Annotated in this window: 27 protein-coding genes; 19 read left to right on the plus strand and 8 right to left on the minus strand. The window is 45.8% G+C overall.

The window, feature by feature from the left end; genetic code table 11:
• Positions 1–67: 67 nt before the first annotated feature.
• Positions 68–1966 carry an NAD(P)H-quinone oxidoreductase subunit F gene (locus PLE7327_RS01450; protein ID WP_015142079.1) on the minus strand — a complete coding sequence of 633 codons (1899 nt, stop codon included), beginning with the start codon at positions 1964–1966 and terminating at the stop codon, positions 68–70.
• A gap of 784 nt (positions 1967–2750) precedes the next feature.
• Here PLE7327_RS01450 and PLE7327_RS01455 point away from each other — a divergent pair.
• From PLE7327_RS01455 to PLE7327_RS01490, 8 genes are all read left to right on the plus strand, one after another.
• Complete coding sequence (locus tag PLE7327_RS01455; RefSeq protein WP_015142080.1) at positions 2751–3062, plus strand: carbon dioxide-concentrating mechanism protein CcmK; 312 nt, start codon at positions 2751–2753, stop codon at positions 3060–3062.
• Between the two features lie 86 nt (positions 3063–3148).
• Positions 3149–3487 (plus strand): carbon dioxide-concentrating mechanism protein CcmK, encoded by a 339-nt coding sequence (locus PLE7327_RS01460; protein ID WP_015142081.1) that lies wholly within the window; start codon positions 3149–3151, stop codon positions 3485–3487.
• Between the two features lie 16 nt (positions 3488–3503).
• Positions 3504–3827: a EutN/CcmL family microcompartment protein gene (locus PLE7327_RS01465; RefSeq protein WP_015142082.1), complete on the plus strand. Its 324-nt coding sequence runs from the start codon at positions 3504–3506 to the stop codon at positions 3825–3827.
• A 148-nt stretch (positions 3828–3975) separates the two neighbouring features.
• Positions 3976–5973, plus strand: a complete 1998-nt coding sequence (locus PLE7327_RS01470) for a ribulose bisphosphate carboxylase small subunit (RefSeq protein WP_015142083.1) — start codon at positions 3976–3978, stop codon at positions 5971–5973.
• Between the two features lie 78 nt (positions 5974–6051).
• Positions 6052–6747 carry a hypothetical protein gene (locus PLE7327_RS01475; protein ID WP_015142084.1) on the plus strand — a complete coding sequence of 232 codons (696 nt, stop codon included), beginning with the start codon at positions 6052–6054 and terminating at the stop codon, positions 6745–6747.
• 616 nt (positions 6748–7363) lie between these two features.
• Positions 7364–8779: a form I ribulose bisphosphate carboxylase large subunit gene (locus tag PLE7327_RS01480; protein WP_015142085.1), complete on the plus strand. Its 1416-nt coding sequence runs from the start codon at positions 7364–7366 to the stop codon at positions 8777–8779.
• 81 nt (positions 8780–8860) lie between these two features.
• A complete protein-coding gene (locus tag PLE7327_RS01485) occupies positions 8861–9271 on the plus strand; it encodes a chaperonin family protein RbcX (RefSeq protein ID WP_015142086.1) in 411 nt (136 codons plus the stop codon).
• Between the two features lie 28 nt (positions 9272–9299).
• Positions 9300–9635 (plus strand): ribulose bisphosphate carboxylase small subunit, encoded by a 336-nt coding sequence (locus PLE7327_RS01490; protein WP_015142087.1) that lies wholly within the window; start codon positions 9300–9302, stop codon positions 9633–9635.
• 82 nt (positions 9636–9717) lie between these two features.
• Here PLE7327_RS01490 and PLE7327_RS01495 read toward each other — a convergent pair whose 3' ends face one another.
• The 3 genes from PLE7327_RS01495 to PLE7327_RS23055 all read right to left on the minus strand — a co-directional run bounded on the left by PLE7327_RS01495 (position 9718) and on the right by PLE7327_RS23055 (position 10978).
• Positions 9718–10251 (minus strand): TIGR02281 family clan AA aspartic protease, encoded by a 534-nt coding sequence (locus PLE7327_RS01495; protein ID WP_015142088.1) that lies wholly within the window; start codon positions 10249–10251, stop codon positions 9718–9720.
• Positions 10252–10346: 95 nt separating this feature from the next.
• Complete coding sequence (locus PLE7327_RS01500; RefSeq protein ID WP_015142089.1) at positions 10347–10688, minus strand: histidine triad nucleotide-binding protein; 342 nt, start codon at positions 10686–10688, stop codon at positions 10347–10349.
• A gap of 134 nt (positions 10689–10822) precedes the next feature.
• Positions 10823–10978: a DUF2256 domain-containing protein gene (locus PLE7327_RS23055; RefSeq protein WP_015142090.1), complete on the minus strand. Its 156-nt coding sequence runs from the start codon at positions 10976–10978 to the stop codon at positions 10823–10825.
• A gap of 64 nt (positions 10979–11042) precedes the next feature.
• Between PLE7327_RS23055 and PLE7327_RS01505 the strand changes: the two genes are divergently transcribed.
• Positions 11043–14168, plus strand: a complete 3126-nt coding sequence (locus PLE7327_RS01505; RefSeq protein ID WP_015142091.1) for an alpha-mannosidase — start codon at positions 11043–11045, stop codon at positions 14166–14168.
• A gap of 4 nt (positions 14169–14172) precedes the next feature.
• Here PLE7327_RS01505 and PLE7327_RS01510 read toward each other — a convergent pair whose 3' ends face one another.
• Positions 14173–14676: a DUF177 domain-containing protein gene (locus tag PLE7327_RS01510; protein ID WP_015142092.1), complete on the minus strand. Its 504-nt coding sequence runs from the start codon at positions 14674–14676 to the stop codon at positions 14173–14175.
• A gap of 416 nt (positions 14677–15092) precedes the next feature.
• The gene (locus PLE7327_RS01515) at positions 15093–15758 is read right to left on the minus strand and encodes a class I SAM-dependent methyltransferase (protein ID WP_015142093.1); all 666 of its coding nucleotides are present in this window, start codon (positions 15756–15758) and stop codon (positions 15093–15095) included.
• Between the two features lie 411 nt (positions 15759–16169).
• Here PLE7327_RS01515 and PLE7327_RS01520 point away from each other — a divergent pair, with 411 nt between their 5' ends.
• The 5 genes from PLE7327_RS01520 to atpC all read left to right on the plus strand — a co-directional run bounded on the left by PLE7327_RS01520 (position 16170) and on the right by atpC (position 20652).
• Entirely contained in the window at positions 16170–16937 is a 768-nt protein-coding gene (locus tag PLE7327_RS01520; RefSeq protein WP_015142094.1) for an RNA polymerase sigma factor SigF, read from the plus strand.
• 136 nt (positions 16938–17073) lie between these two features.
• Positions 17074–17673, plus strand: a complete 600-nt coding sequence (locus tag PLE7327_RS01525) for a DJ-1/PfpI family protein (RefSeq protein WP_015142095.1) — start codon at positions 17074–17076, stop codon at positions 17671–17673.
• Between the two features lie 241 nt (positions 17674–17914).
• Complete coding sequence (locus PLE7327_RS01530) at positions 17915–18409, plus strand: host attachment protein (protein ID WP_015142096.1); 495 nt, start codon at positions 17915–17917, stop codon at positions 18407–18409.
• Positions 18410–18675: 266 nt separating this feature from the next.
• Positions 18676–20124 (plus strand): F0F1 ATP synthase subunit beta, encoded by a 1449-nt coding sequence (atpD, locus tag PLE7327_RS01535; protein WP_015142097.1) that lies wholly within the window; start codon positions 18676–18678, stop codon positions 20122–20124.
• 111 nt (positions 20125–20235) lie between these two features.
• Complete coding sequence (atpC, locus tag PLE7327_RS01540; RefSeq protein ID WP_015142098.1) at positions 20236–20652, plus strand: ATP synthase F1 subunit epsilon; 417 nt, start codon at positions 20236–20238, stop codon at positions 20650–20652.
• Between the two features lie 11 nt (positions 20653–20663).
• Here the strand turns inward: atpC and PLE7327_RS24190 are convergent, their stop codons facing one another.
• Positions 20664–20864 carry a hypothetical protein gene (locus PLE7327_RS24190; RefSeq protein ID WP_144266074.1) on the minus strand — a complete coding sequence of 67 codons (201 nt, stop codon included), beginning with the start codon at positions 20862–20864 and terminating at the stop codon, positions 20664–20666.
• Between the two features lie 87 nt (positions 20865–20951).
• On the opposite strand from PLE7327_RS24190, the gene cax reads away from it, so the two are divergent.
• The 5 genes from cax (at position 20952) to PLE7327_RS01565 (ending at position 25841) form a co-directional block, all read left to right on the plus strand.
• Complete coding sequence (gene cax / locus PLE7327_RS01545) at positions 20952–22049, plus strand: calcium/proton exchanger (protein WP_015142099.1); 1098 nt, start codon at positions 20952–20954, stop codon at positions 22047–22049.
• A 155-nt stretch (positions 22050–22204) separates the two neighbouring features.
• Positions 22205–24073: a glycosyltransferase family 39 protein gene (locus PLE7327_RS01550; RefSeq protein WP_015142100.1), complete on the plus strand. Its 1869-nt coding sequence runs from the start codon at positions 22205–22207 to the stop codon at positions 24071–24073.
• Positions 24074–24517: 444 nt separating this feature from the next.
• Positions 24518–24745, plus strand: a complete 228-nt coding sequence (locus PLE7327_RS01555) for a DUF2811 domain-containing protein (RefSeq protein WP_015142101.1) — start codon at positions 24518–24520, stop codon at positions 24743–24745.
• A gap of 25 nt (positions 24746–24770) precedes the next feature.
• Entirely contained in the window at positions 24771–25427 is a 657-nt protein-coding gene (gene pth / locus PLE7327_RS01560; protein ID WP_015142102.1) for an aminoacyl-tRNA hydrolase, read from the plus strand.
• A 90-nt stretch (positions 25428–25517) separates the two neighbouring features.
• Complete coding sequence (locus PLE7327_RS01565; protein WP_175561174.1) at positions 25518–25841, plus strand: 30S ribosomal protein PSRP-3; 324 nt, start codon at positions 25518–25520, stop codon at positions 25839–25841.
• Between the two features lie 128 nt (positions 25842–25969).
• Here the strand turns inward: PLE7327_RS01565 and PLE7327_RS01570 are convergent, their stop codons facing one another.
• A complete protein-coding gene (locus PLE7327_RS01570; RefSeq protein ID WP_015142104.1) occupies positions 25970–26803 on the minus strand; it encodes a hypothetical protein in 834 nt (277 codons plus the stop codon).
• Positions 26804–26821: the final 18 nt, after the last annotated feature.

Genomic DNA, 26821 nt, shown 5'->3' on the forward strand with positions numbered 1-26821 from the left:
GATTGGTTGCTAGTCGTTAGTAGTTAATCGCTCCTTGACTTATTAACTACTATCCACTAACCGCTAATTATTGACTGAGAAGCGACGACCAATAATTTGTTACGATCGTCCACTGACCGCTAAGCACCGACCATAGCAAGAAACTTACGCCTAGCACAATGGTCAGCAGATAAAACTGAGACTGACCGGAAACGTTGTATTTAAGGGCATTGCCGCCAAAAATGGTAGCCAGACTGACAAAGTTAACGACTCCGTCGATAACGTAGCGATCGAACCAAGATGCTAATTTCGATAGCGACGCTACTAGCCAAACTACAGTGAAATTATAAATTTTATCGACGTAAAAGTCGTAAGCAAACAAATCTTGGAAAAACCGCAGGTAAAGTTGCGTCGGTCTTGCCCATGACCTACGCAGTTCCATGGTAGCTCCCATAATACAGCCAAATAAACCCGATGCCACCAATAAGGGGATTGCATATTGAAAAATAGCGCGATCGCTATTGGCTAGGGGAGTTGTCGGACTCAACCACAACGGCCATCGAATCGGAGCTAAGGGAGTCAGTAGGACAATAACCGTCAAAACGACCATTGGTAATGCCATCGGCCAAGGCACTTCTGGCGCTCTGCGGGTTTTGCTTTGCGCTTGAGAGAGAAACACTAAACGAAAGACGCGAGTCAAATTCAATGCACTCAGGAAATTAACGAATAGCAGTACCCCTAACAACCACCAATCCACTTTCCAAGAGCCATTCAACCAACGCTGCCACGTCCAAAACATCCCCATCGGCATCAGCGCGATTAAACCAGAAGCTCCCACGACGAAAGCAGAGGTTGTAGCGGGCATCCGCGACCACAGACCGCCAAGTTCTGTAATATTTTGGTTGCTGGTAGTCATAATAATCGACCCCGCACTCATAAATAAGAGGGCTTTAGCAACCCCATGGGTTAATAGCAGCAAAAAGGCAATGTCTACGTGCCCCAACCCTACCGCAATAAAGACCAACCCCAAATAAGCGCTCGTAGAATGGCAGAGCGTTCGCTTGATATCGATTTGTGCGAGAGCAATTAACGACGTGCCAATCGCCGTGATCGTACCGATCGCGATTAAGGCATCTGAGGCAATGGGCGATAAAGTAAATACAGGCTGGAGTTTAATCAATACATATGCTCCAGCAGATACGACGATCGAATTTCGCATAATCCCTGCGGGGTTCGGTCCCTCCATTGCCTCATCCAGCCAAAGATTAAGGGGAAATTGAGCGCATTTCCCCGTCGGTCCTGCAATCAGAGATAGTCCTACCAGCGCTGCTGTCAGTGGCGCTAACGGCGAAGTAGACGCCCAATTTTCGAGTTGGGAGAAAGAAAGCCCAGCGCCGTAACTAGAAAGTGCCACTAATCCCATCAGCAAAATAATGTCTCCGACTCGTTTGGTTAAAAAGGCATCTCTGGCGGCAGTGACGACTAAAGGTTGTGCATACCAGAAGCCCACTAACAAGTATGTAGACAAGGTGAGCATTTCCAGGAGAGCATAACTGAGAAAGAGAGAGTCGCTTAAAGCAATGCCCCCTAGTGCCGCTTCAAAGAAGCCCATCAGACTATAGAATCTAGCCAACGACCAGTCTTTTTCCATATAGCCGAGAGCATAGATTTGCGCTAGCAAGCTGATACCCGTGACTACTTCTAATGCTCCCAGACTGACGGGAGACAGCTCTATCGACAAGGTCAGATTTAAGTCTGCAACTTGAAGCCAGTGAAAAACTAATTGTTCTGTCTGTCGTTGCCAAATGAAATAAAAGGCTATCGAGCCGTGCACAAAGCCGATAGCTGTCATCAATAAATTGAGGTAGGCTGCTGGTCGGGGTCCCGTCTGACGAACGATTCTCATCGACCATGGCAGCGTTAAAAAAGAGCCTATCAAGCTGTAAAAAGGAATAAACCAACAATGTTCGAGAAGGAAATCGCTCATTAAAATTGCCCTTGGACTCAAAGCGAGAAAAACACCCGCTTAAGCGGTTTTTTGATTCGATCTGTATTGCCGTTCTAAAAAGTGTTACGTCAATTGAGTTGCTTAATTTAGCCTAACCTTAGAGATTAAGCCATAAACTTTTTAACTCAATAGATAATCTTATGAGAATGGTAATTTTTTCTAATCATACCGAATCAGTTCGGTATGATTACCTAGCAAATCTGAAGAAACTCTCTTTGGGATAGAAGAATCGTCTCTCTAGATAAATTTTGCGAAAATAGACTTATTGCTTCGCCCGATCGAGACAATAGTCAAACCCTTATCCTGCATTACTTTTGCCGATCTAAGTCCTGTTTTCTAAATCGATTAGTATAAAAAGATTATAAAACAGTCTTAACCCCTCAAGGAGTTTTCTGCTTGCGATGGCTTGATAGAGTCCAATCAATCCTTAGGATTAACTTTTATTAACTATAATATTAAAAAATATCATCGCGATTTATATTGTCAAAGGGAACAAGGTTTCCTATGCTTGATTTTAAGGGCTGATAAGTTAGCCAATCCCGTCAAGTTTTTCAACCAGCTAAGTGGAGTGGGATAGTTCAGACGTAAGGCATATCAGCGATCGGAGCTAGTAGCGGCTCGGTCCGCCGCAGCCCTAAAAGAAGCCGGAGTCGATCGTTGTCCTTCCCAAGTTGGAAAAGAAGCAAGGTAGGAATTTGTTTTTGCTTACTTATTTCAGTTTGTAAATCGGTTTAATTTGGCTTGATAAGCGAGGAAATCAAAAATGCCAATTGCAGTAGGAATGATTGAAACTCTAGGTTTTCCAGCCGTTGTAGAAGCAGCCGACGCGATGGTTAAAGCTGCCCGCGTGACTTTAGTGGGTTATGAAAAAATTGGTAGCGGTCGCGTGACGGTTATCGTTCGCGGAGATGTTTCTGAGGTGCAAGCTTCAGTCTCCGCAGGAATCGATGCAGCTAATCGCGTTAATGGCGGTCAAGTTCTCTCTACTCACATTATCGCTCGTCCCCACGAAAACCTAGAGTACGTGCTGCCAATTCGCTATACAGAAGAAGTGGAGCAGTTCCGAACGTATTAGATTTAGTCATTAGTCATTAATTATTGGTCATTCGTCCTTAGTCAAAGGATAAATGACAAACAACAAAGATTCTGGAGTAGAGATTTATGTCAATTGCAGTTGGAATGGTGGAAACCTTGGGTTTCCCAGCCGTCGTAGAAGCAGCCGACGCGATGGTTAAAGCTGCCCGCGTCACCTTAGTCGGTTATGAAAAAATCGGCAGCGGTCGGGTTACGGTAATTGTTCGAGGCGACGTTTCTGAAGTGCAGGCTTCTGTATCCGCAGGCATCCAAAATGCTAAGCGAGTCAGGGGCGGAGAAGTTCTTTCTCACCATATCATTGCTCGTCCTCATGAAAACTTGGAATACGTGCTGCCAATTCGCTATACCGAAGCAGTAGAGCAGTTTCGTGAGAGTGTTAATCCCCAACCGCTGAGAAGAGTATAGAGCAACTGAACTAGGAATGCAAATTGCTAAAGTTCGGGGCACGGTTGTTAGCACCCAAAAAACCCGCAGTCTGACGGGAATGAAGCTCTTGCTGTTGCAGTTTATCGATGCCGACGGACAACTTCTCCCTAAATATGAGGTCGCCGGAGATACGGTAGGCGCAGGGATTGATGAATGGGTGCTAGTTTCCAGAGGCGGCGCAGCCCGCATTGAGAGTGACTGCGAAAGTCGTCCGCTAGATGCAATGGTGGTTGGAATTATCGATACGATAACGGTAGAAAATCGCCTACTTTACAGCAAAAAAGACGAATATAGAAGACTGGCACTCGGCGCTCAGTGACCAATACAAGCTTGGAGTTATCGTTCTTAATTGGGAACTCCAAATCCTAACAACTGGTAATTGACAATGGGCAACTAATGTACAGACACGGACGCGATAAGAGCGCGTCTTTACCACTGATAAGTGACATTGGGAGGAATGAGTAAAAATGGTAGTCCGCACTAAGGCGGCTCCCCCGACTCCTTGGTCGAAAAGTTTAGCTGAACCGCAAATAGATGAAAGCGCCTACGTACATTCCTTCTCGAATTTGATCGGGGATGTCAAGGTCAATGCCAACGTGTTAATCGCTCCCGGAACGTCCATTCGCGCCGATGAAGGAACGCCATTTTATATCGGCGAAGGCACAAATATTCAAGATGGTGTCGTCATTCACGGTTTAGAAAAAGGACGGGTTGTCGGGGATGATGGCAGAGAGTATTCGGTCTGGATTGGCAAACAGGCATGTATTACTCACATGGCATTGATTCACGGACCAGCTTACGTCGGCGATCGCTGTTTTATCGGCTTTCGCTCGACGGTGTTTAATGCCAGAGTAGGCGAAGGCTGTATCGTTATGATGCACGCCTTGATTCAAGATGTGGAAATTCCGCCAGGAAAATACGTTCCATCGGGGGCGACGATTGTCAACCAGCAACAGGCAGATCGACTGCCGGACGTGCAGGAGAGCGATCGCGCTTTTGTCTATCACGTGGTGGAAGTTAACGACGCCCTGCGAGAAGGGTATCAATGTGCGGAAAGTGCTGCTTGTATTGCTCCCATTCGGCAACAGCTAAAGCGATCTGAACAAGACACTAATGAAACTAACTATATAAATTCAATGGAGAGTATGGGTTTAAGTTCGGATATCAGAGCACAGGTACGTTCCTTGTTGTCTCAAGGCTATACCATCGGTGCGGAACACGCAGACAAGCGCCGCTTCAAGACTAGCTCTTGGCTCACCTGCGGCACGATTTCAGGTAAGCGCGAAGACCAAGTTATGCAAGAGTTGAATGCTTACCTAAACGAGTATGAAGACGAGTACGTGCGCTTGATCGGTATCGATCCCAAAGCCAAGCGGCGCGTATTAGAGATGATTATTCAACGCCCTGGAGATGCGCCCGCTCCCGTTGCTAGCGCTAAAACAACCAGTTACAAGGCGGCAACTAACGGAACGGCCGTCAGATCGGGGGACGGCAACGGAAGTATCAGCGGCGATATAGCGTCTCACGTGCGATCGCTACTTAACCAAGGCTACAAAATCGGCACTGAATTTGCCGACCAACGTCGTTTCAAGACTGGCTCTTGGCTGACGGGTTCTACCATCGATGCCAGACAGGAATCGGAGGCTATCCGTGCCTTACAAGCAACGATGAGCGAGCATGAAGGAGAATACGTGCGTCTGGTAGGAATCGACCCCAATGCCAAACGGCGCGTTTTAGAATTAATTATTCAAAGACCCGGCGAAACAGCAAGCATTAGCTCAAATGGCTCGTCAGTCAGGGGAGCTAGCAACGGCACTAAAGCTGGTGTTGCCACCAGTAACGGCGGCTTGAGTGCCGAAGCAATTGCCCAAATTCGCTCCCTTTTGATGCAAGGCTATAAAATCGGCACCGAACACGCCGATAAACGCCGCTTCAGAACAAGTTCTTGGCAGAGTTGCGCTCCCATCGAGAGCAATCGCGAATCTGAGGTCATTGCTGCTCTGGAAGCTTGTCTGAGCGAACACCAAGGCGAATACGTCCGCTTGCTGGGCATCGATCCAAAGGCAAAACGGCGCGTACTGGAAACTATCATTCAACGCCCAGGAGATAGCGCTCAAAACGGTTACAACTCTACAACAGCAGCCTCAACTTCTAGCGACTCCAGCTACAGCACATCAAATAGTGCGAATGTAAAAGTTAGCAGTAGCTTAGATGCCGAAACCATCTCCCAAGTGCGCTCCCTTTTGATGCAAGGCTATAAAATCGGCACCGAACACGCCGATAAACGCCGCTTCAGAACAAGTTCTTGGCAGAGTTGCGCTCCCATCGAGAGCAATCGCGAATCTGAGGTCGTTGCTGCTCTGGAAGCTTGCCTGAGCGAACACCAAGGCGAATACGTCCGCTTAATTGGCATCGACCCCAAAGCTAAGCGGCGTGTACTGGAAACCGTTATTCAACGCCCATAACAAAGTAAAAGGGCAAAAGGAAAAAGGCAAAAGTATTTCTTTTTTCCTTTTTCCTTATTCCTTTTTCCTTTACCAAGTATGCATTTACCGCCCTTACAACCTGTCAGTTATTCAGAATTTTATGTGAGTGGGGATGTCACTATTCACGAGAGTGCGGTAGTTGCTCCAGGCGTTATCCTCAACGCCGCTCCCAATAGCCGGATTGTCATTGGAGCCGGAGTCTGCGTTGGTATGGGCACTGTTCTTAATGCTTGCCATGGCGAGATCGAAGTGGGAGAGGGTGCCGTTTTGGGAGCGGGAGTGTTGACGATCGGTCGAGTTAAAATTGGCAGCAACGCCTGTATTGGTTCGGCAACAACTATCTTTAACGCCTCCGTAGATAAGATGGCTGTGATTCCAGCGGGTTCCTTAATTGGAGATCCTTCTCGTCAGGTCGCTATTGTTGTAGAAGCCCAGACAGATAACTTGAAAACGTCAGTAGCTGATAACAACTCCTCTACTTCAGTACAGGAATCCAAGAAATCTCCCCTCAAACCGAAAAGGAAATTGGAGAGCGAGGAACGTCCAGAGAAAACTAAATCGCCTTCTGAAGTAGAAAGTGGTAAGTCCGCTGTAGAATCAACCGTTGAAGTCGATACTCACCAGACTAAGCCCGAATCGTCTTCCCAGACCTCAAAGCCTCCCGTTATCGGTCAAGTATATATCAACCAGCTATTGGTATCGCTTTTTCCAGAACGCAACTCTTTTAAGCGCTCTCAACCAGATAAAGATTAGAGAGATTTATAGCCATTTTTTGCAAAAATTCTGGAGCTATTCCAAGAACTTCTCTAAAGCTAGATTTTGAGAGACAATTAGTGTTATTTTTAGTTAACTTTACCCATAAAGATAATTGAAGAATAAAAAAGTTTTTCTTCAAAAAATCAACAAAGTTAAAGAGCGAGAAAATTATCAAAACTGTGAGTGAGTAATTAAACTAAAGGAAACAATTGAATAAAGCTTTTTGCGCTCTGAACAGTAGCTTGAGAGCGATAGGGCTTCTATTGTCGATCAGTTTTTAGACAAAAATCTTAATGCTCAAGTATTGATAGATAACGTTTTATTAATTTTTTTAACAAAGAAAAATTGCGATTAGCTGAATTAATAGACCTGAAAAAATTTTCTAATCAGAAATTTAAAAAAATCAGAAAAAATTTTGTCTGAATAATCTAAAATTTATGTTAAGATGAGAACTCGAAAAACAGATAGTCAAACTGGATGGTTGGCTTCAGAATTTTCTAGAAGCTTAAGAGTTTACTATAAAGAATTTCTCAGAGAGACCGTGGCGATCGCACCCCGGCGCTCGACCTTAAAGAGTGAGAAATACAAATGACATTTATGGAGGAATGACCTAATGGTACAAGCCAAATCAAAAGGGTTCCAGGCTGGTGTAAAGGATTACCGCCTGACTTACTATACTCCCGACTACACCCCTAAAGATACTGATGTTCTTGCCTGTTTCCGCGTAACGCCCCAACCTGGCGTTCCTCCTGAAGAAGCAGGAGCGGCAGTAGCGGCAGAATCTTCCACCGGAACTTGGACGACGGTTTGGACGGACAACTTGACCGACCTCGATCGCTATAAAGGTCGTTGCTACGACATCGAGCCAGTTCCCAACGAAGATAATCAGTATTTTTGCTTTGTCGCCTATCCTTTAGATCTATTTGAAGAAGGGTCAGTCACCAACATGCTGACCTCTATCGTTGGTAACGTTTTCGGATTCAAAGCGCTACGTGCCTTGCGCCTAGAAGACCTGCGCATTCCCGTTGCCTATCTGAAAACCTTCCAAGGTCCTCCTCATGGTATTACTGTAGAGCGAGATAAGTTGAACAAATACGGTCGCCCTCTACTCGGCTGTACCATTAAACCCAAACTGGGTCTATCGGCTAAAAACTACGGTCGTGCCGTTTACGAGTGTCTGCGCGGCGGCTTAGACTTAACCAAAGACGACGAAAACATCAACTCTCAACCCTTCATGCGCTGGCGCGATCGCTTCCTCTTCGTACAAGAGGCGATCGAAAAAGCCCAAGCCGAAACCAACGAAATCAAGGGTCACTACCTCAACGTAACGGCTCCTACAGTCGAAGAAATGCTCAAGCGGGCGCAATTCGCCAAGGAAATCGGCACGCCCATTATCATGCACGACTATCTCACGGGTGGTTTCACCGCTAATACTACCCTGGCGAAGTTCTGCCGCGATAACGGTTTGTTGCTTCATATCCACCGTGCGATGCACGCCGTAATCGACCGTCAGAAAAACCATGGCATTCACTTCCGCGTATTGGCGAAGTGCTTGCGCATGTCTGGTGGCGATCACCTGCACTCCGGTACTGTCGTTGGTAAACTCGAAGGCGAACGCGGTATCACGATGGGCTTCGTCGATCTGATGCGCGAAGACTACATCGAAGAAGATCGCGCTCGCGGGATCTTCTTCACCCAAGACTGGGCTTCCATGCCTGGAGTATTCCCCGTCGCTTCTGGCGGTATTCACGTATGGCATATGCCTGCGCTGGTAGAAATCTTCGGCGATGATGCTTGCTTCCAATTCGGCGGCGGTACGCTCGGACACCCCTGGGGGAACGCACCTGGTGCAACGGCTAACCGCGTGGCTTTGGAGGCTTGTATTCAAGCTCGTAATGAAGGTCGTTCGCTAGCTCGCGAAGGTAACGACGTGATCCGCGAAGCCGCTCGCTGGTCTCCCGAACTCGCTGCTGCTTGCGAACTGTGGAAGGAAATCAAGTTCGAGTTTGAGGCAGTGGATACACTCTAATCCTTAGATGATTGTTAGTTTTGAAGGAAAACAAATCTTTCATAACTAACAACACAGCCCTGTTGGGACAGGTAGGCATTAATGTATCCTAAAAAAATTGCTCGCGATACGGCAAAAGTTTTACAGAGTTACCTGACTTACCAAGCAGTTCGTACCATCATCGATCAGTTATCGGAAACGAATCCGACTCAGGCAATTTGGCTCTCGCAGTATTCCTCTACTAATAACATTCAGGATAGCGAGGCTTACCTTGAAGGCTTGATGGCAGAAAACAAGGAATTAGTCTTGCGGATCATGACGGTAAGAGAACACCTTGCTGAAACCGTATTAGACTTCCTGCCAGAAATGGTACGTACGGGTATTAGTCAGGCGAATATGGAACGCCGTCGCCAGTTATTGGAACGCCTTACTCAGACCCAATCTACCACTTCAAGGCCTCATTCAGAATCCCCCGATTCGGAGCCAAACGAATCTTCAGACTCACAACCATAGATTTTAGATTGATAGAAAGACAGAACCCATGAAAACATTACCCAAAGAGCGCCGTTACGAAACTCTCTCCTATTTGCCTCCCATGACGGATCAGCAAATTGCCAAGCAGATCCAGTACATGTTAGACCAGGGATATATTCCTGCGGTTGAGTTTGAAGAAAATCCCCAACCTAGCGATCACCACTGGACTTTGTGGAAGTTGCCGCTATTTAGTGCGACTTCTCCCCAAGAAGTTCTTAATGAAGTGCGCGAATGCCGTGCTGAGTATTCCAACTGCTACATTCGCGTCATTGGCTTTGACAACATTAAGCAGTGCCAAACGATGAGCTTTATCGTTCACAAGCCTAATTCCAGCCGTTACTAAAACGAAAAAGCTATAGTGTAAGCACGACGAGCGAGGTGATGCGTTTCTGCGTCACCTCTTTTATTTGATAGGCGATGTAATCTTAGCGGATATGCAACTCGACTACGCTATCTCTAATCGTTACATCGTGACCGCCAAAGAAATTTTGTCCCAGAAGTCCTATGGGAAGATGGGGAGAAACTAGGACATCTAAGTCTCTAATAACCATTCCGCCAGCTTGAACTGAAGCAACGCGTCCTATACCCGCTTGAACGACTCCACCAGCAGTTGCTACGGGGATTTCTCTATCTATGTTAACGCCAAGTGCTTTAGCCATTTCGGGACTAATTGTCGTCGCGCTTGCCCCGGTATCTAAGAGCATCTCGAAGCGTTGTTTTCCATTAAATGTCACGTCAATAACGGGAATTCCAGCATCTCGGCGTTTAATTGGGACGCGAAACGTTCCCGATGCAGAGGTTTGAGGTTGAACGGTAGTGTCTGCGCAGACATATCCGAGGTCAACTAACTGACCATTGGAACCGCGCATGAAACAGCCTGAATGTTCTTGAGGACGGACAGCTAGGGGAGTCAGAACAACCCCCGATACAACAACTAAGGCACTTAGAATCGTCTTCATCGGAGTAGCTATCGATCGATAAGGGAGTTTAATGTTACACTTATAGATTGCCCGAAAAAGCTCGTCAAGTTAACATCTTCTGCCCGATGCCTTTCTCAACCGGGGGGCCATTTCATCTGGCGATCGCCTAAAATATGTAAATGGAGATGAGAGACGGTTTGACCGCCATCATGACCATTGTTGATGACCACTCGATAGCCGTTACCCAGTCCTACTTGCTCTGCAACTTTTTTAACAGTTAGCAGTAAATGACCCAGTAAATCTCGATCCTCTGGAGTAGCGGCATCTAGCTGAGGAATCGGCTTTTTAGGAATAACAAGGATATGTGTTGGGGCTTGAGGGTTTATATCTCGGATAGCCAAAGATAATTCATCCTCGTAGACAATATCTGCTGGAAGCTCTCTTCTTATAATCTTACCGAAGACTGTATCGCTCATAGCTTACATTAAAGATCGTTTAGCTATTTTTTTCTGCTCGATCCTATTATCATCGATCGACAAACACTCACAAGTTTTTAACGAGCCAATCGGTTTATGTAACAGACGATGCAAATTAAGAGCAAATTAAGACATTATTGCTCGGCTGGCGATCGCCGTCTGCGACAACGTTCCGAACAATATTTGACATTATCCCAACATTTTGCCCACTTTTTGCGCCAAGTAAAAGATAGCCCGCAGACGGGGCAAATCTTTGTAGGAAGATCGAATTTGGAGCGCTGACGTGCCATCTTCGAGCGGCGATCGGTTAATAGGAGCTAAAATTTACTATATTAATCGCTATGCTGGATCGACTTGTCTGACTCTATCTTAGTAACAATCGCTCAAACGCAAGAAAAGCTGCGCCAACTAACACAGATTGACGTACAGACTAGCTGGCGTTATGCTAGCGAAGATTTATCGGTTGAGGCGATCGATCCCTCCAATTGGCAACTCGCTCAGCCTAACGAAAAAGGATACCTCTGCTGGTCGTCGGGTCGTCAAGTACAATGGTTAGTGCAGCAATTTATTATTCCCCAAGACCTACAAGGCTATCCGCTAGAAGGACTGGTATTGCGACTAGTTTTGACTTGGTGGGCAGAACAAGCGCAAATTTTCATTAACGGCAAATTAGTACAAGAAGGCGATTTATTCGATTCCTCTGTACGACTTCTCCTTACCCCTTCAGCCAAACCCGGAGAAAAAATCACTGTTGCTTTGCGCTTAGTCAGTCCCGGACACGATATTGGGGCATTAATGCGATCGCAATTAATCTATGAAAAAAACCAAAATCCCATCGAACCCGGTTTTGTTGCCGACGAATTGACGGTACTGCATAAATATTTAGAAACATTTGAACCTGAAAAATTAAACGCTCTTGCAACAGCCATACAACAGATTGACTGGAATGTTGTCTGTGATGCAGAAAAATTCGATCGCTGTTTGTCAACTCTGCGTCAAACCCTTCAACCCCTTGCCGCATCCATAAAAAAACGTTGCTTCCATCTACTCGGTCACGCCCATCTTGACATGGCTTGGCTGTGGACGACTAGCGAAACCTGGGAAGTTGCCCAACGCACCTTTGAATCGGTTCTCAATTTACAACAAGATTTTCCCGAACTCACGTTTTGCCACACTAGCCCCGCTCTTTATGCCTGGATAGAAAAACATCGTCCAGACCTCTTTAAAGCGATTCAAGAGGCTGCTAAAGCTAAATCCTGGGAAGTTTTAGGAGGGATGTGGGTCGAACCGGAAGTCACCATAACCTCTGGAGAATCTATCGTTCGCCAACTTCTGTACGGTCAACGCTACATCAGAGAAAAATTTGGGGCAATTACTCAAGTCGCATGGTTGCCAGATAGTTTTGGTTTTTCTTGGCAACTCCCACAAATCTTTAAGCAAAGCGGGATTGAATATTTTGTTACTGGAAAATTGCACTGGAATGATACGACTAAGTTTCCCCATGGCGTTTTTTGGTGGCAATCTCCCGACGGAACTCAGTTATTAACGCTGATGTCTCCTCCCAACGTGATGGGAGTGATGGATACCAATCCGATTGCGATGGCGAACTATGCCATTGATTGGGAACGTCAAACAGGATTAAAAGATACTTTTTGGCTTCCTGGCGTAGGCGATCGCGGCGGAGGTCCAAGTCGAGATATGTTAGAAGTGCAGCGGCGCTGGCGGCAATCTCCTTTTTTCCCTCAGATAAAGTTTGCGAAAGCAGTTGAGTATTTGTCATTGGTTATTGGTCATTTGTCATTTAAAAAACAATCAATGACAAAGGACAAAGGACAAAGGACAATCCCCATTTGGAACGACGAACTATATCTAGAATTCCATCGAGGTTGTTATACGACTCATGCGGATCAAAAATCCTACAATCGTCGTTGTGAGGGATTGTTATATCAAGCAGAACTTTGGGCTTCTTTAGCAACAATTATTCTGGGTCAAGCTTATTCCAAAACCGAACTAGAAGACGCTTGGAAAAAAGTACTTTTTAATCAATTTCACGATATTCTACCCGGAACGTCTATTCCAGAAGTATTTGTCGAAGCGAATGAAACTTGGCAAGAAGTAAAAAGAGTCGGGCAGAAAATATTAGATGGATCATTGAGTGCGATCGCCTCCCAGATTACCTTACCTCCACCGCCTCACCCAAACGCTCGACCTATTATCATCTTTAACTCTCTCAATTGGCAACGATCTGAAGTTGTTGTTTGTTCCATTCCTTCAGGTAACTGGGAAATCTACGATTTAGCAGGACAAAAACTTCTATCCCAGTTATCGGCAGACGGTCAACTTCTCTTTCTAGCCAAAAATATTCCCTCAGTTGGTTATCGTCTCTTCTGGCTATGTCCGTGCCAACAACCAACCACCGCTCGCCAACCCCTAACCTCACATCAAAACTTTATTTTAGAAAACGAGAAGCTTAGAGTAACTATCAACCCCGAAACCGGAGACTTAAATAGCATCTTTGATAAAATCGCTCGACGGGAAATTCTCAAAGGAGCAGGAAATCAACTACAAGCGTTTGAAGACAAAGGTCAATACTGGGATGCTTGGAATATCGACCCCAACTATGCTCAACATCCCTTACCGCCCGCACGATTAAAATCTATTGAGTATTTGGAATGCGGCCCCTTGCAGTGGCGAATACGGGTTATCAAACAACTCAATAACTCAGAATTTTGTCAGGATTATGTTCTTCATGCCAACTCGCCTATTCTAAAAATCGCCACAATGGTAAACTGGCAAGAAACCCACGTCCTGGTAAAAGCGGCTTTTCCTTTAAACGTAGAAAGTGACTTCGCAACCTATGAAATTCCCTGTGGGGCTATCAAACGTCCCACCAAGCCTCAAACCCCAGCCGAAAAAGCCAAATGGGAAGTTTATGCCCTGCGCTGGGCAGATTTAGGCGATCGCGAATACGGTGTTAGTCTTCTCAACGATTGTAAATACGGCTACGATAGCCAACCGGTTCAGTTACGCCTCACCTTACTTCGCAGTCCTCAATGGCCCGATCCTAACGCAGATAAAGGCACTCATCAATTTACCTACGCTATCTATCCTCACCAGGGAAGTTGGCAAGCAGCAAAGACAGTTCGTTACGGATATGAGTTGAATGTTCCGCTAACAGTTCTCTCATGCGAACTAGATAACAGGGAAAAGACTCATTCTTTGCCTGCTACGAGTCAGTTATTAGATTTGGATTCAGAAAATCTGATTTTAATGGCATTCAAACAGTCTGAAGACGATCCAAATGCTTGGATTTTACGCTGTTACGAATGCCATGGAAAAACGGTGAAATATTCCCTCAAGGGCGATCTGCAATGGGCAAGCGAGACTCCCGTCGATTTATTAGAACAGCCATTAAAGAAAATATCTGAGATTAATCCTTGGAAGATTGTCAGCTTCAAGCTAAGGCCATCTAAAACCTAACGATCTACTCTGATAGTTGCTTTCTCAACGCTTCTAGGGATGCCCAGCGAGTATCTATGCTAGGTTCGTTTTGAGAATAGGTGGGGACGGCTGGCTGACAATCTTGACTGCATAATTGTCGCAGTGGCAGCAGCAGGGATAGCTGTTCGTACAACCAGGTATCCGGTTCAAAGTAGCCATCAAACGGCAGTGTTTCTGACAAATCTTCCATCGAAATTTCCCGTTCCAAGGGGATAGCTTTATCCTGGTCGGCATTTTTATCAAGCCAGATAATTTCGGAAGTATCGAGAGACAGGCGATGGTTGTACTGCTTCAAACAGCGATCGCAAGTCAACGTCACAATCGTCTCTGCCTTAGCAAAAACTTCTAGAAAATTTCCTCGATGGTTGACTGTCATGCTTCCCCGCACGGGCGTTAAAGTCTCTAAACCGGGAATAAATTCCTGGATCTGTAGCGTCTCTTTTCTCTCTAGCGCTTTGAGGAGTTGCGGAATATAAATAGCTTCCATGGCAAATGAAGGGCAACTATACTCCTATCATAGAAATTTTTCCACCATTATGATAAGTCTTGCTCGATTACTAATAACCAAACGCAGACAAATTCATCCTGATGTTACAGCTGATGTTACAGGTTATCCCAAAAGTATAGAATGTCATGTTGAGCGGAGCGATCGCGAAGCGAAACATCTTCTACCAATTCGCCGATGCTCCTCCACTTCGTGGAAGTCCGCGTCGGTTGGCAATTATCAGTTCGCAATTAGTCAGCAGTTCTGTGTGCGGAGAGTTTTTGACAGTAACTGTACTTGAAGTCCCTTCTCTCCTTGTGGGAGAAGGGATGAGGGGATAAAGATTTATCAGTCAACCAGGATTCTTCGTTACGTTCTCCTGCACTGGGAGTGACAAAATGGACTTTTGGGATGTCCTCTTAGCCGCGCTTGAGCGCCAACGTTAATCCATCGGCAATAGGAACTAGACTCATCGTAACGCGATCGTCTTGATGGATCTTTTGATTTAACCGTCGAATCACTTGGGTTCGATTATCTGTCGCGTTGGGATCGGCTACTTTTCCTCCCCAGAAAACGTTATCGATCGCGATTAGCCCTCCCGGACGCACTAATTGCAAAGCTTGTTCATAATAGTTATCATAATTGCTTTTATCCGCATCAATAAAGGCAAAATCAAAGGTGTTAACTTGTCCTTGAGCGATTAATTGCTCTAAAGTTTCTATCGCGGGAGCAATACGAAGATCGATTTTATGAATTACGCCTGCTTTTTCCCAATAGCGGCGAGCGATCGCCGTGTATTCTTCGCTGATATCGCAGGCAACGATCGTTCCCTCTGGTGGCAGTGCCAAGGCAACTGCTAAAGTACTGTACCCCGTAAATACGCCAACTTCTAAAGTTTTTTTCGCTTCCATCAATTGGACGAGCAATGCCATAAATTGACCTTGTTCGGGAGCGATTTGCATGTTCGCCATTGGATGTTTGGCGGTTTCTTGGCGAAGCTGAGTTAAAATTTCTGGCTCTCGCAAAGCAATCGATCGGAAATATTCATAAAGATTGCGTTCGATTCCAAGAGTTTTATTAGCCATTTTTCATTTCTCAATCGACAAGTAATAGAATCAAGGTCCAATCCCGGTCAATCCAATTTGCAATTCCCAATTATTAATTCACTCAATTCACAATTACCATCAGTTTAATATGAAATCGATGCTCTGACGGTGGAACGACTTCACAGAAAACGAAATTGGAGCGAGCGATCGACTTAGTTGAGAACACCGAAGTCACGTACAAACAAAGTCATTTTGGCTTGGTTTGGGCAGCCGATTTTTTTGGATTGGAGTCTCGTTCGGGATTTTAGAGAAAATCTCAGCATAAACACTGAGATCGTAAAGTTGCATTCTCAAGATTTCAGTGAAATGCCGATAGTACCAAGGGGGTCAGATGCGGACAATAAGGATTAGTTAAATAAATCAATTGCTGCATCTCAAACACTAGGACTCATGACCACTCAGTCTTCTACTATTCGTAACATTGAACTTTTGAGCGCCTACTCTCGCAACCCTTCCTTAAAACTTCGCAACAAACTGGTAGAGTTAAACGCCGGACTGGTACGCCAAGTTGCCCACCGTCTCAGCAAGCAATGCACCGAATCTTACGAAGATTTAGTCCAAATTGGTTTTATCGGTCTCATTCGTGCGATCGAGCGGTTTAATCCCCAACAAGGTTGCGCGTTCAGTTCTTTTGCCATTCCTTACATAAGAGGCGAAATTCTTCACTATCTGCGGGATAAAGGTCATATCATGCGCATTCCTCGCCGCTGGCAAGAGCTTTATGCTAAAGGAAAAACCTTGCGCAAGGAATTGACGCTTTCTCTGGGACGCTCGCCTAGAGAAAGCGAAGTAGCCAAAGCTCTCGGCGTTTCTCTCCAAGAGTGGCATGAGTGTCAGCTAGCCCAACAAAATCGCTTGCTGGTTAGTTTAGATGCTACTATCGGTCAATCGACAGATTCCCAAATTACCTTCGGCGATACTTTACCCGATCCTCGCTGTCAAGCTGAGGCAGCGATCGCAGAAGAACGCCTGCAACTGCAAAGAGCGATGAATCAGCTTGAGGACAAAACCAAAGCAGCAATCGAATGTGTGTTTTTACGGGATTTACCTCGCAAAGAAGCAGCCAAGCAAATTGGGATCAGTCCCATGACGGTAACGCGCCACTTACAAAAAGGAATCGATCGGTTGGGAGTCCTATTACAACCTCAAGCAGCATAGATTTATCCTCTAGAGCCGATAATCTATAAGCAGCAATATTTCGGGCGAGCAAAGACCAAAGATTTTGCTCGCCTTTTATTATTTGTATAAAAGTACCAGTCTAGGAAGAAGTTTTTAATCGAACTGGAGAATATCTATGTCTGGAAAACGAATCCTTATGGTCGTCGGCGATTTTGTCGAAGACTACGAAGTTATGGTTCCCTTCCAAGCCTTACAAATGGTCGGTCATACCGTCCATGCCATTTGTCCTGGCAAGAAAGCCGGCGAAAAAGTTCGCACTGCCGTCCACGACTTTGAAGGCGATCAAACCTACTCTGAAAAACCCGGTCATTACTTTACCCTCAATGCCACCTTTGATGAGGTGCGAGCCGAAGATTACGATGCACTGGTCATTCCCGGCGGACGAGCGCCAGAATACATTCGCTTGAATGCAACGGTTATCGAAATGGTGCAACATTTTGCTCGCGCTAATAAACCGATTGCCGCGATTTGTCATGGCGCTCAACTTCTTGCGGCAGCCGACGTGCTGCAAGGAAAGCGATGCTCTGCTTATCCTGCTTGCAGTCCAGATGTCGTCCGCGCGGGGGGACAATACATAAATATCCCAGTCGATGAAGCCATTGTCGATGGTAACTTGGTTACGGCTCCAGCTTGGCCCGCTCATCCTCGCTGGCTGGCAGAATTTCTCAAGCTATTGGGAACGAAAATCGAGCATTTAGCTATGGCTGGTGTTTAAAGGAGTCAATCATCCGATCGATCGCCTTGATTAAAAACCCTCTGTTTTTGTAGGGAGAGTTCGCGAATTCTCCCTACAGAGTTAGAATTAAGGTGGTATCGGCGATCGCCGTTTGTTGATTTAGTTTTGTAAATAAAAATCCCGATCTAGATACAATTTTAAGCTTTATTCCAGAGTGTCGTAGGATACATCTGACTCTTGTTAAGATGAAGAATCTATCAATATAGCTCTTGAAGTTGTTATGAATCAATCAGTTGTTGCTGTTATTGACGGTACTAAAGCTCGTTTCTTTATCCTAGAACAAGCAGAAGTACCAGAATATCAGTCGGGTCCCAACTTGGTAGAAAAAGATAGCCTTGCCAATACAGCTAACGAATTGCACGGGAAAGACCTCTGGTCAACGACTAAGACGGGACGCAATCGCGGTGCTGCCGGACAAGCTCACGGCTACGACGACCACCGTCAAAATCATTTGAATGAGTTCGAGCGCAGCTTTGCTAAGGAGATTGTGAATAAGATAGTCGAATTGACGCAAGCTTATCACGCTCAAAAGCTTCTTTTGGTTGCCGAGCCTCAAATTTTAGGACTGTTACGAGAAGCTATTGCGCCGCACCTCCCCAAACACCTCAAGATTCAAGAATTGGCGAAAGATTTGTGCAAATTGAAACCCTTAGAACTTCACCAATATCTGGCAGATAAAGAATTGCTCCCAGCCCGCAAAATTGTGTCCCGATAATTAAATCGTAGGAGTCAGAATTCAGAAAAAATTGCTTTTATCTTCTCTTCAGATTTTCTGGCTCCCGTAATCTGAGGAAAAAACACGACAAACATTGCCAAAATAGTTTTTAGCGTCGGCGATCGCTCGCCCAAACTAAAGAAGGGATAGGTTAGCTTATCCGACGTTCCCGATTAAGTGATAATCTAAAAGATGGCAAATTTCACATTTCGTAAAACTCTTGCCCATAGCCTAAATTATAAGCTAACCACCAAGTAGACATAAGCATGGTAGCCACAACAGAAAAAACCGTAGGCAAAATCACCCAAATTATCGGTCCGGTCATTGATGCCGAGTTTCCTAGCGGCAAGCTTCCCCGGATTTACAATGCTTTAAAAGTTCAAGGGAAAAACTCAGCAGGACAAGATGTTTCCGTCACTTGCGAAGTCCAGCAATTATTGGGCGATAATCAAGTTCGAGCCGTTGCAATGAGCAGTACCGACGGCTTGGTGCGAGGTATGGACATTAGCGATACGGGCGCTCCCATTAGCGTTCCAGTCGGAAAAGCTACTCTGGGTCGAATTTTCAACGTTTTAGGCGAACCCGTCGATGAAAAGGGTCCCGTTGAAGTTACCGAAACTTTCCCCATCCATCGACCCGCTCCCAAATTAGTCGATCTGGAGACTAAGCCCAAAGTTTTCGAGACTGGGATCAAGGTGATCGACTTGCTCACTCCCTATCGTCAGGGTGGCAAAATCGGTCTGTTTGGCGGTGCTGGCGTAGGTAAAACCGTCATCATGATGGAGTTGATCAACAACATCGCCATTCAACACGGCGGCGTATCCGTATTCGGCGGGGTAGGCGAGCGCACCCGCGAGGGAAATGACCTATACAACGAAATGATCGAATCTAAGGTCATCAACCCCGACAACCCCAGCGAGTCCAAAATTGCTCTGGTGTACGGTCAGATGAACGAGCCGCCAGGAGCAAGAATGCGCGTTGGTCTATCAGCGCTGACCATGGCGGAATATTTCCGCGATGTCAACAAGCAAGACGTATTGCTTTTCATTGACAATATTTTCCGCTTCGTCCAAGCCGGTTCCGAGGTATCGGCGCTGTTGGGTCGCATGCCTTCTGCAGTAGGATATCAGCCTACCCTAGGAACTGACGTAGGAGATCTGCAAGAGCGCATTACTTCTACCAAGGAAGGTTCGATCACCTCGATCCAAGCCGTTTACGTGCCGGCTGACGACTTGACCGACCCCGCTCCGGCAACCACTTTTGCTCACTTGGATGGAACGACGGTATTGTCTCGCGGTCTAGCGGCTAAGGGAATCTATCCCGCTGTCGATCCCCTCGATTCTACTAGCACGATGTTACAGCCCGGTATTGTCGGTGAAGATCACTATAATACTGCTCGCGCCGTACAAGCCACCCTACAGCGTTACAAAGAGCTACAGGATATTATCGCGATCCTCGGTTTAGACGAACTGTCTGAAGACGATCGCTTGACGGTAGACCGCGCCCGCAAGATCGAGCGTTTCCTGTCTCAGCCCTTCTTCGTGGCAGAAGTATTCACTGGTTCTCCAGGAAAGTACGTCACTTTGGCAGATACTATCAAAGGATTTAAGATGATTCTGGCTGGAGAACTCGACGAGTTGCCAGAGCAAGCTTTTTACATGGTGGGCAACATCGAAGAGGCGATCGCCAAAGGCGAAAAACTCAAGAAAGGCTAATTGCAGTTAGTTGGTAGTTAGTGGTTGTTGGTTAGCGGATAATATTCTTCCCTAACGACTACCGACTAACTACTAACGACCTAATGACTAACGACTAACCTTAATAAAAATATGACCTTAACAGTACGAGTAATTACCCCAGACAAAATTGTTTGGGACGATGCAGCTCAAGAAATTATTTTGCCTAGCACGACGGGGCAATTAGGAATTCTCACAGGACACGCTCCGCTGTTGACGGCTTTGGACATTGGCGTGATGCGAGTTCGTCCCGGTAAAGATTGGCGAGCGATCGCGCTGATGGGGGGATTTGCTGAAGTCGAAAACAACGAGGTCAAAGTTCTTGTCAATGCTGCCGAACTGGGCGACAAAATCGATCGCGAAGCGGCGCGTGCCGAATATACGCAGGCACAAGCAAATTTAGAAGAAGCTACTAAAAGTGGCGATCGCGCCAAACTCATCCAAGCCGAGCGAGCCTTTAAACGAGCCAGAGCGCGTTTTCAAGCTGCAGGCGGCATGGTTCAAGTCTAGAATATCCGATTCTAGGCTTGCAATTTAAAAATGACCAGGGCAGACAAACGCCTGCCCTTTTTGTCAATCGTACAAATATGTGAAGTGCCATCCCGATGGGCTGGCTTCCTGGACTCAGCTTTCCATGGTTTAGGCTGATGTCCTAGTCTTGCAACTAGCTTCTCAGGCGTTAATTCCGGCACTTCCTGCCGTACTAATGTATAGCGTAACACAACGATCGATCTTCAGCTACCGTGGAACTGTAACAATCCACTCGTGAAGCTCGAATTCAACGCAGCTATTTTGAATGAGGGGATCTCGTGCCGCAATTTCTTTCGCTTCCTCTATTGAAGCTGCTTCTATTAGTCTTTATCCCTCTGTCGATCGCAGCCAAATGGTTGGATTGGGGAACTCTAGCCGTTTTTCTCACCTCAGCCTTAGCCATCGTGCCCCTGTCTCTTTGGTTGGGCACCGCTACCGAAAAAGTTGCTATTGTTACGGGACCTTCTGTAGGCGGTTTAGTCAATGCCATCTTTGGCAACGCAACGGTATTGATTATCACCCTTATCGCTTTGAGAGAGGGATTGGTCGATCTAGTTAAAGCTAGCATTACCGGCAGTATTCTCAGCGATTTGCTCCTGTTTTTAGGGGCAGGAATGCTAGCGGGTGGATTGCGCTACAAAGAATTAGAATTTCAGCCGATCCTGGCACGGGTCAATGGTTCGTCGATGACGCTGGCAGCCTGCGCGATCGCTCTCCCGACTATGGTAATCTATACCTCAAATGTAGTCGATGCTATCGCCATTACAAACCTCTCGATTATTGTGGCTACAGTGCTAGCGATCGTCTACGGTTTGACGCTTCTCTTTTCCCTAAAAACTCACAGCTATCTCTATGATGTCGGTTTAGCGGATGAAGAAAATTCTGACTTATCCGACACCGATAAGGCTAAAATGCCTTCTCTGAAAGTTTGGCTGTCAGTTTTGCTAGTATCGACTGTCGCGGTTGCCTACGAGTCAGAACTCTTCGTTGAAGTCGTCGAATCGGCCATACAGGGATTGGGACTAACTCCCTTATTTACCGGAGTCATTCTCCTGCCTCTCATTAGCGATGTTTCGGGAGTTGTTACCGTCGTTCGGCTAGCCCTCAAAAATAAGATGGATCTGACGGTTTCTGTAGCGATGGGAGATAGCCTGTTAATTTCCCTCTTTGTTGCGCCCTGTTTGGTGCTGGTGGGACAACTAATGGGTCAAGATATGGATCTCAATTTTAATCCCTTTGAAGTCGTCGCCCTCGCTGTTGCGGTCACGGTGTCGAATCTGATTAGCTTTAGCGGACGTTCTAACTGGTTAAATGGCATTTTGTTACTGGCAACTTATATTATCTTAGGGGTCGCTTTCTACTACCATCCAGCCTAAATACGATTGGCACTCGATTTCCATTCAGCCCCTACGAACAATCTTGCGCTGTCCTTCGTCAATTTATCAATCCTCAACTCGGCGCGATCGCGCCGAGTTAACTATCTCTCCTAGTTTCATGCTAACTTTACACCTGGAGGGAGGAGATTTTGACCTTGAAGCTAGCTGATACGATTAAAGACTGGTGGCAATCGTTTGAGAAATCCCCTAAGAGTGCTTGGGTATTTTCGATTATCTGGTTAGCGTTTGTTTGCTGGCTGGCATTTTTGTGGAATCTTGGCAGGATCGGATTGATTGACGAAACCGAACCCCTATTTGCTGAAGCTGCCCGCCAGATGATTGTTAGGGGAGATTGGATTACGCCCTATTTTAATGAGGTGACGCGCTTCGATAAGCCACCTCTCGTTTATTGGCTGATGGCGATAGGCTACAAGCTAATCGGAGTCAATGAATGGGCTGTTAGATTACCTTCGGCACTAGCCGCGAGCGCGATCGCAATTCTCTGCTTCTTTACCTTACGCTATTTTGGCTTCGCTACGCCTGCGGCAGCTCAAACGCACCAACTCAGAAGAACTCAGCGTCAATTATGGCTTTCTGCTTGGCTTGGGGTTGCGCTAGTGGCTCTCAACGCCCATACGATCGCTTGGTCGCGCCTAGGCGTTTCTGATATGCTGCTGAGCGGGTGTATGGGAACGTCTCTGCTGTGCTTTTTTTGGGGCTATGCAGAAGAAGGAAAAAAGACGAATGCTTTATTTTTCCTTCCCAATCGCTGGTATTTGGGTTTTTATATATTAAGTGCGTTGGCGGTTTTGACAAAAGGCCCGGTTGGGATTGTTTTACCCGGACTAATTATCGTGACTTTCCTGCTTTATGTGGGGAAGTTGCGGGAAGTTTTGCAAGAGATACGCTTGATTGGGGGAGGACTAATTTTTCTGGCTGTCTGCTTGCCCTGGTACATTTTAGTAACGATAAAAAATGGAGAGGCTTTTCTTAATTCTTTCTTTGGCTATCATAATTTCGATCGCTTTACCAGCGTCGTTAACAATCATTCGGCTCCCTGGTATTTTTATTTTTTAATCGTACTGGCTTTATTTGCTCCCTGGTCGATCTATTTACCTCTGGCTATTACGCGCCTTCGTTTTTGGCAGCGTTCTTTTTGGACTCAGCAGCCCCGTCGCGCTCATCTGAGTTTATTTGCGCTTTTTTGGTTTGTCGATATTTTTGTCTTCTTTACTATTTCGGTGACTAAACTACCCAGCTATGTTTTGCCCTTGATTCCCGCTGCGGCGATCTTGGTTGCGTTAGTTTGGAGTGAAGAACTATCTCGCGATTCGCAATGCAATTGGGCAGAAAATAGCTTCTTAAAAATTAATTATGGCTTGTTAATTAGTGCGAGTTTGAATATTTTTTTGTTGTTTCTTTTGGCTATGGTTTCTTTACAAATTCCTAGCTTAGTTGGCAGCGATGCCGCTATGGAGAATTTATCTGAGTTAATTCAGCGATCGGGAGTTTATTTACGCGGGGGAATTATTTGGGCGATCGCGGGTATTGTCAGTCTTCTTTTTCTCAGAAAAAGAGCTTCTTGGCGTTGGATAATTGGCGCTAATCTCGTCGGTTTTATTGCCTTTACGATTTTCTTTATCAGTCCGGGCTATGCTTTGATGGATGCAACTCGTCAACTTCCCCTGCGGCAACTTTCTGAGGCGGTCACTCAGGTAAGACAACCGGGAGAAAGGTTAATGATGGTCGGTTTCAAAAAGCCAAGCGTTGTTTTCTACACTCAACAGTCGGTTGGCTTTTTCTGGACGTGCGATCGCTCAGCTACCAGTTTTCTCCAAAATCTTGTCAATACCTCTCCTGATGACTCTACCGTTTTGATAATCGGGCAACCTGACGACATTGAAGAGACTGGTTTGCAACCTCAAGATTATCGAGTGCTTGAGGAAAAAGCACCTTATCAACTGATTCGGGTAGCAACGCGAAGAGCGCTGCATTATTGCTTAAGGGACAATAATGCAAATTAAGTTTGTGATTTGTTGCCAACATTGTAACGGAGACAAATTTTCAAAAATTTGCAATTCTTATTTTTTTCGCCTCTTTTCCCCCATGGATTCCCCACTATTTCCACAAGGAATTCTACTTTTTCCACAATTTACCCAGACTTTTCCACAGGCAACAATGGCAAATTAAGTGTTTGCGATTGAGTGGGAAATTTCGCTTTTTGAATTATGTTAAATTGACAATACTGAGTTCTTGTAAAGATATGTAAAAAAAAGAGATTACAAATCCTATTTTTTCGTAAATCTTGATTTTTTCTAAAGATTTTTGTAACATTTCGTAGCATTGACAAGCCTACCCCATCTGAGCAGAAAATAGTGCCTACACCAAATAATTTTGTTTGAGGCTGGCTTAACTTTAGGTGAATAGAAAAGCCAAAAAAATTCTTTGTATTTATCTTTGAGGGATCTATGAGTATATCCGTTAGCATTGTGGCAGAAATTCCTGAAGAACTACACGAATCACTACAAAACTATCTAGAGACTCATCCAGCTTGGGATCAAGATCGAGTCTTTGCCGCAGCGCTTTCGCTATTTTTGTTAGAAAATGAGAAGGGTCAAACCAATCCCCATTCTCAGGACTACTTTACCTGCGCCCGCGTTTACTTAGAAACGCTCCTCGGACAATCGAATTATTAGCGATTAGCGGTCAGTAGCGCTCGTCATGACTCAAGAAAACACCAGTCTTGTCATTCCCGAATTAATTGTTGGTTTGGGCAATCCCGAATCAAAGTACGACAGAACGCGACACAATATCGGCTTTGAAGTTGTCGATCTCCTGGCGCGGTTCTGGCAACTTGCTTGGCAGCCTAACGGTCGCTTTCACGGGCTGTTTGCGGAAGGAATCGCTCCTGGCGGCAAAAAGATTCGCTTGCTCAAACCCCTGACCTATATGAATCGTTCCGGACAGTCAGTTCGAGCAGTAATAGATTGGTACAAATTGGATCCTGAGTCCGTGCTAGTCATTTACGATGATATGGACTTACCCTTGGGACGATTGCGGCTGCGCCTATCGGGTTCTGCTGGCGGACATAACGGCATGAAATCGATTATCTCCCATCTCGGAAGCCAAAATTTTCCTCGCCTGCGCGTTGGGATCGGAAAATCTAATGGTAAGGTCGAAACGATTTCTCACGTTTTGGGGCGATTTTCTCCCCAAGAAGCCCCCATCGTTTCTGAGGTACTCAATCTAGCCGTCAAAGCCGTAGAAACTTCTCTCAAAGAAGGCATCGCCAAAGCCATGAGCCTCTACAACAATCGTAGTGTGGCACCCTTGCCACCTTCAGTCACTCAAAAGGAGCCACTGATAACTGATAACTGAAGGCACTCAAGGGCGATGCCTTCAGAAAGGTAAAGCATGCGGTAGAATGGTCTATTGTACATTTAACGACATTAGATTGAGATATTTTTTTTGGAGGGGTCATTGGAGTCACGATTTATTTTAAAAGTGCTTTGGTTGGATCAAAATGTGGCGATCGCAGTTGACCAAGTTGTGGGTAAAGGGACAAGTCCTCTGACTGTATATTATTTTTGGCCGCGCAATGATGCTTGGCAACAGCTAAAAGAAGAGTTAGAAGCCAAGCACTGGATCGCTGAAAACGAGCGGATCGAGATCCTCAACAAAGCCACAGAAGTGATTAATTTCTGGCAAGATCTCCGCAACCAAGGCAAGCATATAAGCATGGCTGAGGCGCAGGCTAAATTTCCAGAAGTCATCTTTACAGCTAGTAATTAATGCTTAGGAAAAAAGATTAAAGTTGGTTGATTCCACCGTGCAGGGCTGTCGTGGTTCGCCGCCGAATTTTTTTTAGTAGTAGAGTGCGCTTGCTAGCATCCTACTACTATTCTGAGCCTACCGAACCATCAAAAATTCTGTTTAGAATTCTTCTTATCGAAGAGAAACGTATTGACCAAGTAACCGATTCCTATTCCCGCTACTAAAATCCCCATTACCAGTAACATTAATCTAGAAAGCGGAATAGAAAAAGAAGAAGCATGGGAAACCGAAGAAATCAACGAAACTGAAGAGATAGCTCCCACTGCATCGATATCAGCACCTCCCCAGCCAACCCATTCTCCGTTGTTCCAGATGCCGTCGTGTTCTCCCTCTTCGGGATCGTCAGTTAGACGAACATAGGCAAAGTAGTCTTCCGGTCCCCATCCAAAAGCATCGATATCTATCCCACTGCGTTTTTTATCCGTCCGACCGACTGCATGCCAGGTCTTCCCGTCCTTGCTAATTTCGACAAAGACCGATTCGGTTCTCTCACCTGCTTCAAAAATCCATAGATCTAAATCACTATTGCCGCTTCCTGTCAAGGCGTTGTTAGTAAATCGTAATGTAAGGCTGCCGCCGAGTCCCAGAGATACGTCGTGACGAGCCGATAGAGAAGCAAAAGGATGTTGCGGGTCAGTCGAATTGGGAGCGCCTAAAGCGCTTACGGCATTGTTAAATGGTTCTTGAACGTTGGGGAGGCGATCGTCGTTAAGATAAATAATTGGCTCGTAGGAGACAATGGTATCGGCGAAAGAAACTTCCCCTGCCGGAAAGTCAACCCCATAAAACGTTGTCACTGGGGCAACCATCTCTTTGACGAACCCGACTGCCGCAGCGCCAAATGCCGCCAATAGCGCTAAAATAACGAGCCGACGTGCTAAGGTTGGCTTGGCGACTTTTGATAGCGTATTTACTGTCATAACCGAATCTGCCTATGG

The organism is Pleurocapsa sp. PCC 7327, from assembly GCF_000317025.1.
GTDB lineage: Bacteria > Cyanobacteriota > Cyanobacteriia > Cyanobacteriales > Microcystaceae > Hydrococcus.

Coding starts and splice junctions, on each gene's coding strand:
- PLE7327_RS01520 (WP_015142094.1), top strand. CDS start 16,170: ATGACCACTCAGTCTTCTACTATTCGTAACATTGAACTTTTGAGCGCC.
- pth (WP_015142102.1), top strand. CDS start 24,771: ATGACTCAAGAAAACACCAGTCTTGTCATTCCCGAATTAATTGTTGGT.
- PLE7327_RS01555 (WP_015142101.1), top strand. CDS start 24,518: ATGAGTATATCCGTTAGCATTGTGGCAGAAATTCCTGAAGAACTACAC.
- PLE7327_RS23055 (WP_015142090.1), bottom strand. CDS start 10,978: ATGGCACGTCAGCGCTCCAAATTCGATCTTCCTACAAAGATTTGCCCC.
- PLE7327_RS01510 (WP_015142092.1), bottom strand. CDS start 14,676: ATGGAAGCTATTTATATTCCGCAACTCCTCAAAGCGCTAGAGAGAAAA.
- PLE7327_RS01470 (WP_015142083.1), top strand. CDS start 3,976: ATGGTAGTCCGCACTAAGGCGGCTCCCCCGACTCCTTGGTCGAAAAGT.
- PLE7327_RS01480 (WP_015142085.1), top strand. CDS start 7,364: ATGGTACAAGCCAAATCAAAAGGGTTCCAGGCTGGTGTAAAGGATTAC.
- PLE7327_RS01485 (WP_015142086.1), top strand. CDS start 8,861: ATGTATCCTAAAAAAATTGCTCGCGATACGGCAAAAGTTTTACAGAGT.
- atpD (WP_015142097.1), top strand. CDS start 18,676: ATGGTAGCCACAACAGAAAAAACCGTAGGCAAAATCACCCAAATTATC.
- PLE7327_RS01475 (WP_015142084.1), top strand. CDS start 6,052: ATGCATTTACCGCCCTTACAACCTGTCAGTTATTCAGAATTTTATGTG.
- PLE7327_RS01450 (WP_015142079.1), bottom strand. CDS start 1,966: ATGAGCGATTTCCTTCTCGAACATTGTTGGTTTATTCCTTTTTACAGC.
- PLE7327_RS01515 (WP_015142093.1), bottom strand. CDS start 15,758: ATGGCTAATAAAACTCTTGGAATCGAACGCAATCTTTATGAATATTTC.
- PLE7327_RS01500 (WP_015142089.1), bottom strand. CDS start 10,688: ATGAGCGATACAGTCTTCGGTAAGATTATAAGAAGAGAGCTTCCAGCA.
- PLE7327_RS01530 (WP_015142096.1), top strand. CDS start 17,915: ATGAATCAATCAGTTGTTGCTGTTATTGACGGTACTAAAGCTCGTTTC.
- atpC (WP_015142098.1), top strand. CDS start 20,236: ATGACCTTAACAGTACGAGTAATTACCCCAGACAAAATTGTTTGGGAC.
- PLE7327_RS01465 (WP_015142082.1), top strand. CDS start 3,504: ATGCAAATTGCTAAAGTTCGGGGCACGGTTGTTAGCACCCAAAAAACC.
- PLE7327_RS01490 (WP_015142087.1), top strand. CDS start 9,300: ATGAAAACATTACCCAAAGAGCGCCGTTACGAAACTCTCTCCTATTTG.
- PLE7327_RS01495 (WP_015142088.1), bottom strand. CDS start 10,251: ATGAAGACGATTCTAAGTGCCTTAGTTGTTGTATCGGGGGTTGTTCTG.
- PLE7327_RS01460 (WP_015142081.1), top strand. CDS start 3,149: ATGTCAATTGCAGTTGGAATGGTGGAAACCTTGGGTTTCCCAGCCGTC.
- PLE7327_RS01455 (WP_015142080.1), top strand. CDS start 2,751: ATGCCAATTGCAGTAGGAATGATTGAAACTCTAGGTTTTCCAGCCGTT.
- PLE7327_RS01570 (WP_015142104.1), bottom strand. CDS start 26,803: ATGACAGTAAATACGCTATCAAAAGTCGCCAAGCCAACCTTAGCACGT.
- PLE7327_RS01525 (WP_015142095.1), top strand. CDS start 17,074: ATGTCTGGAAAACGAATCCTTATGGTCGTCGGCGATTTTGTCGAAGAC.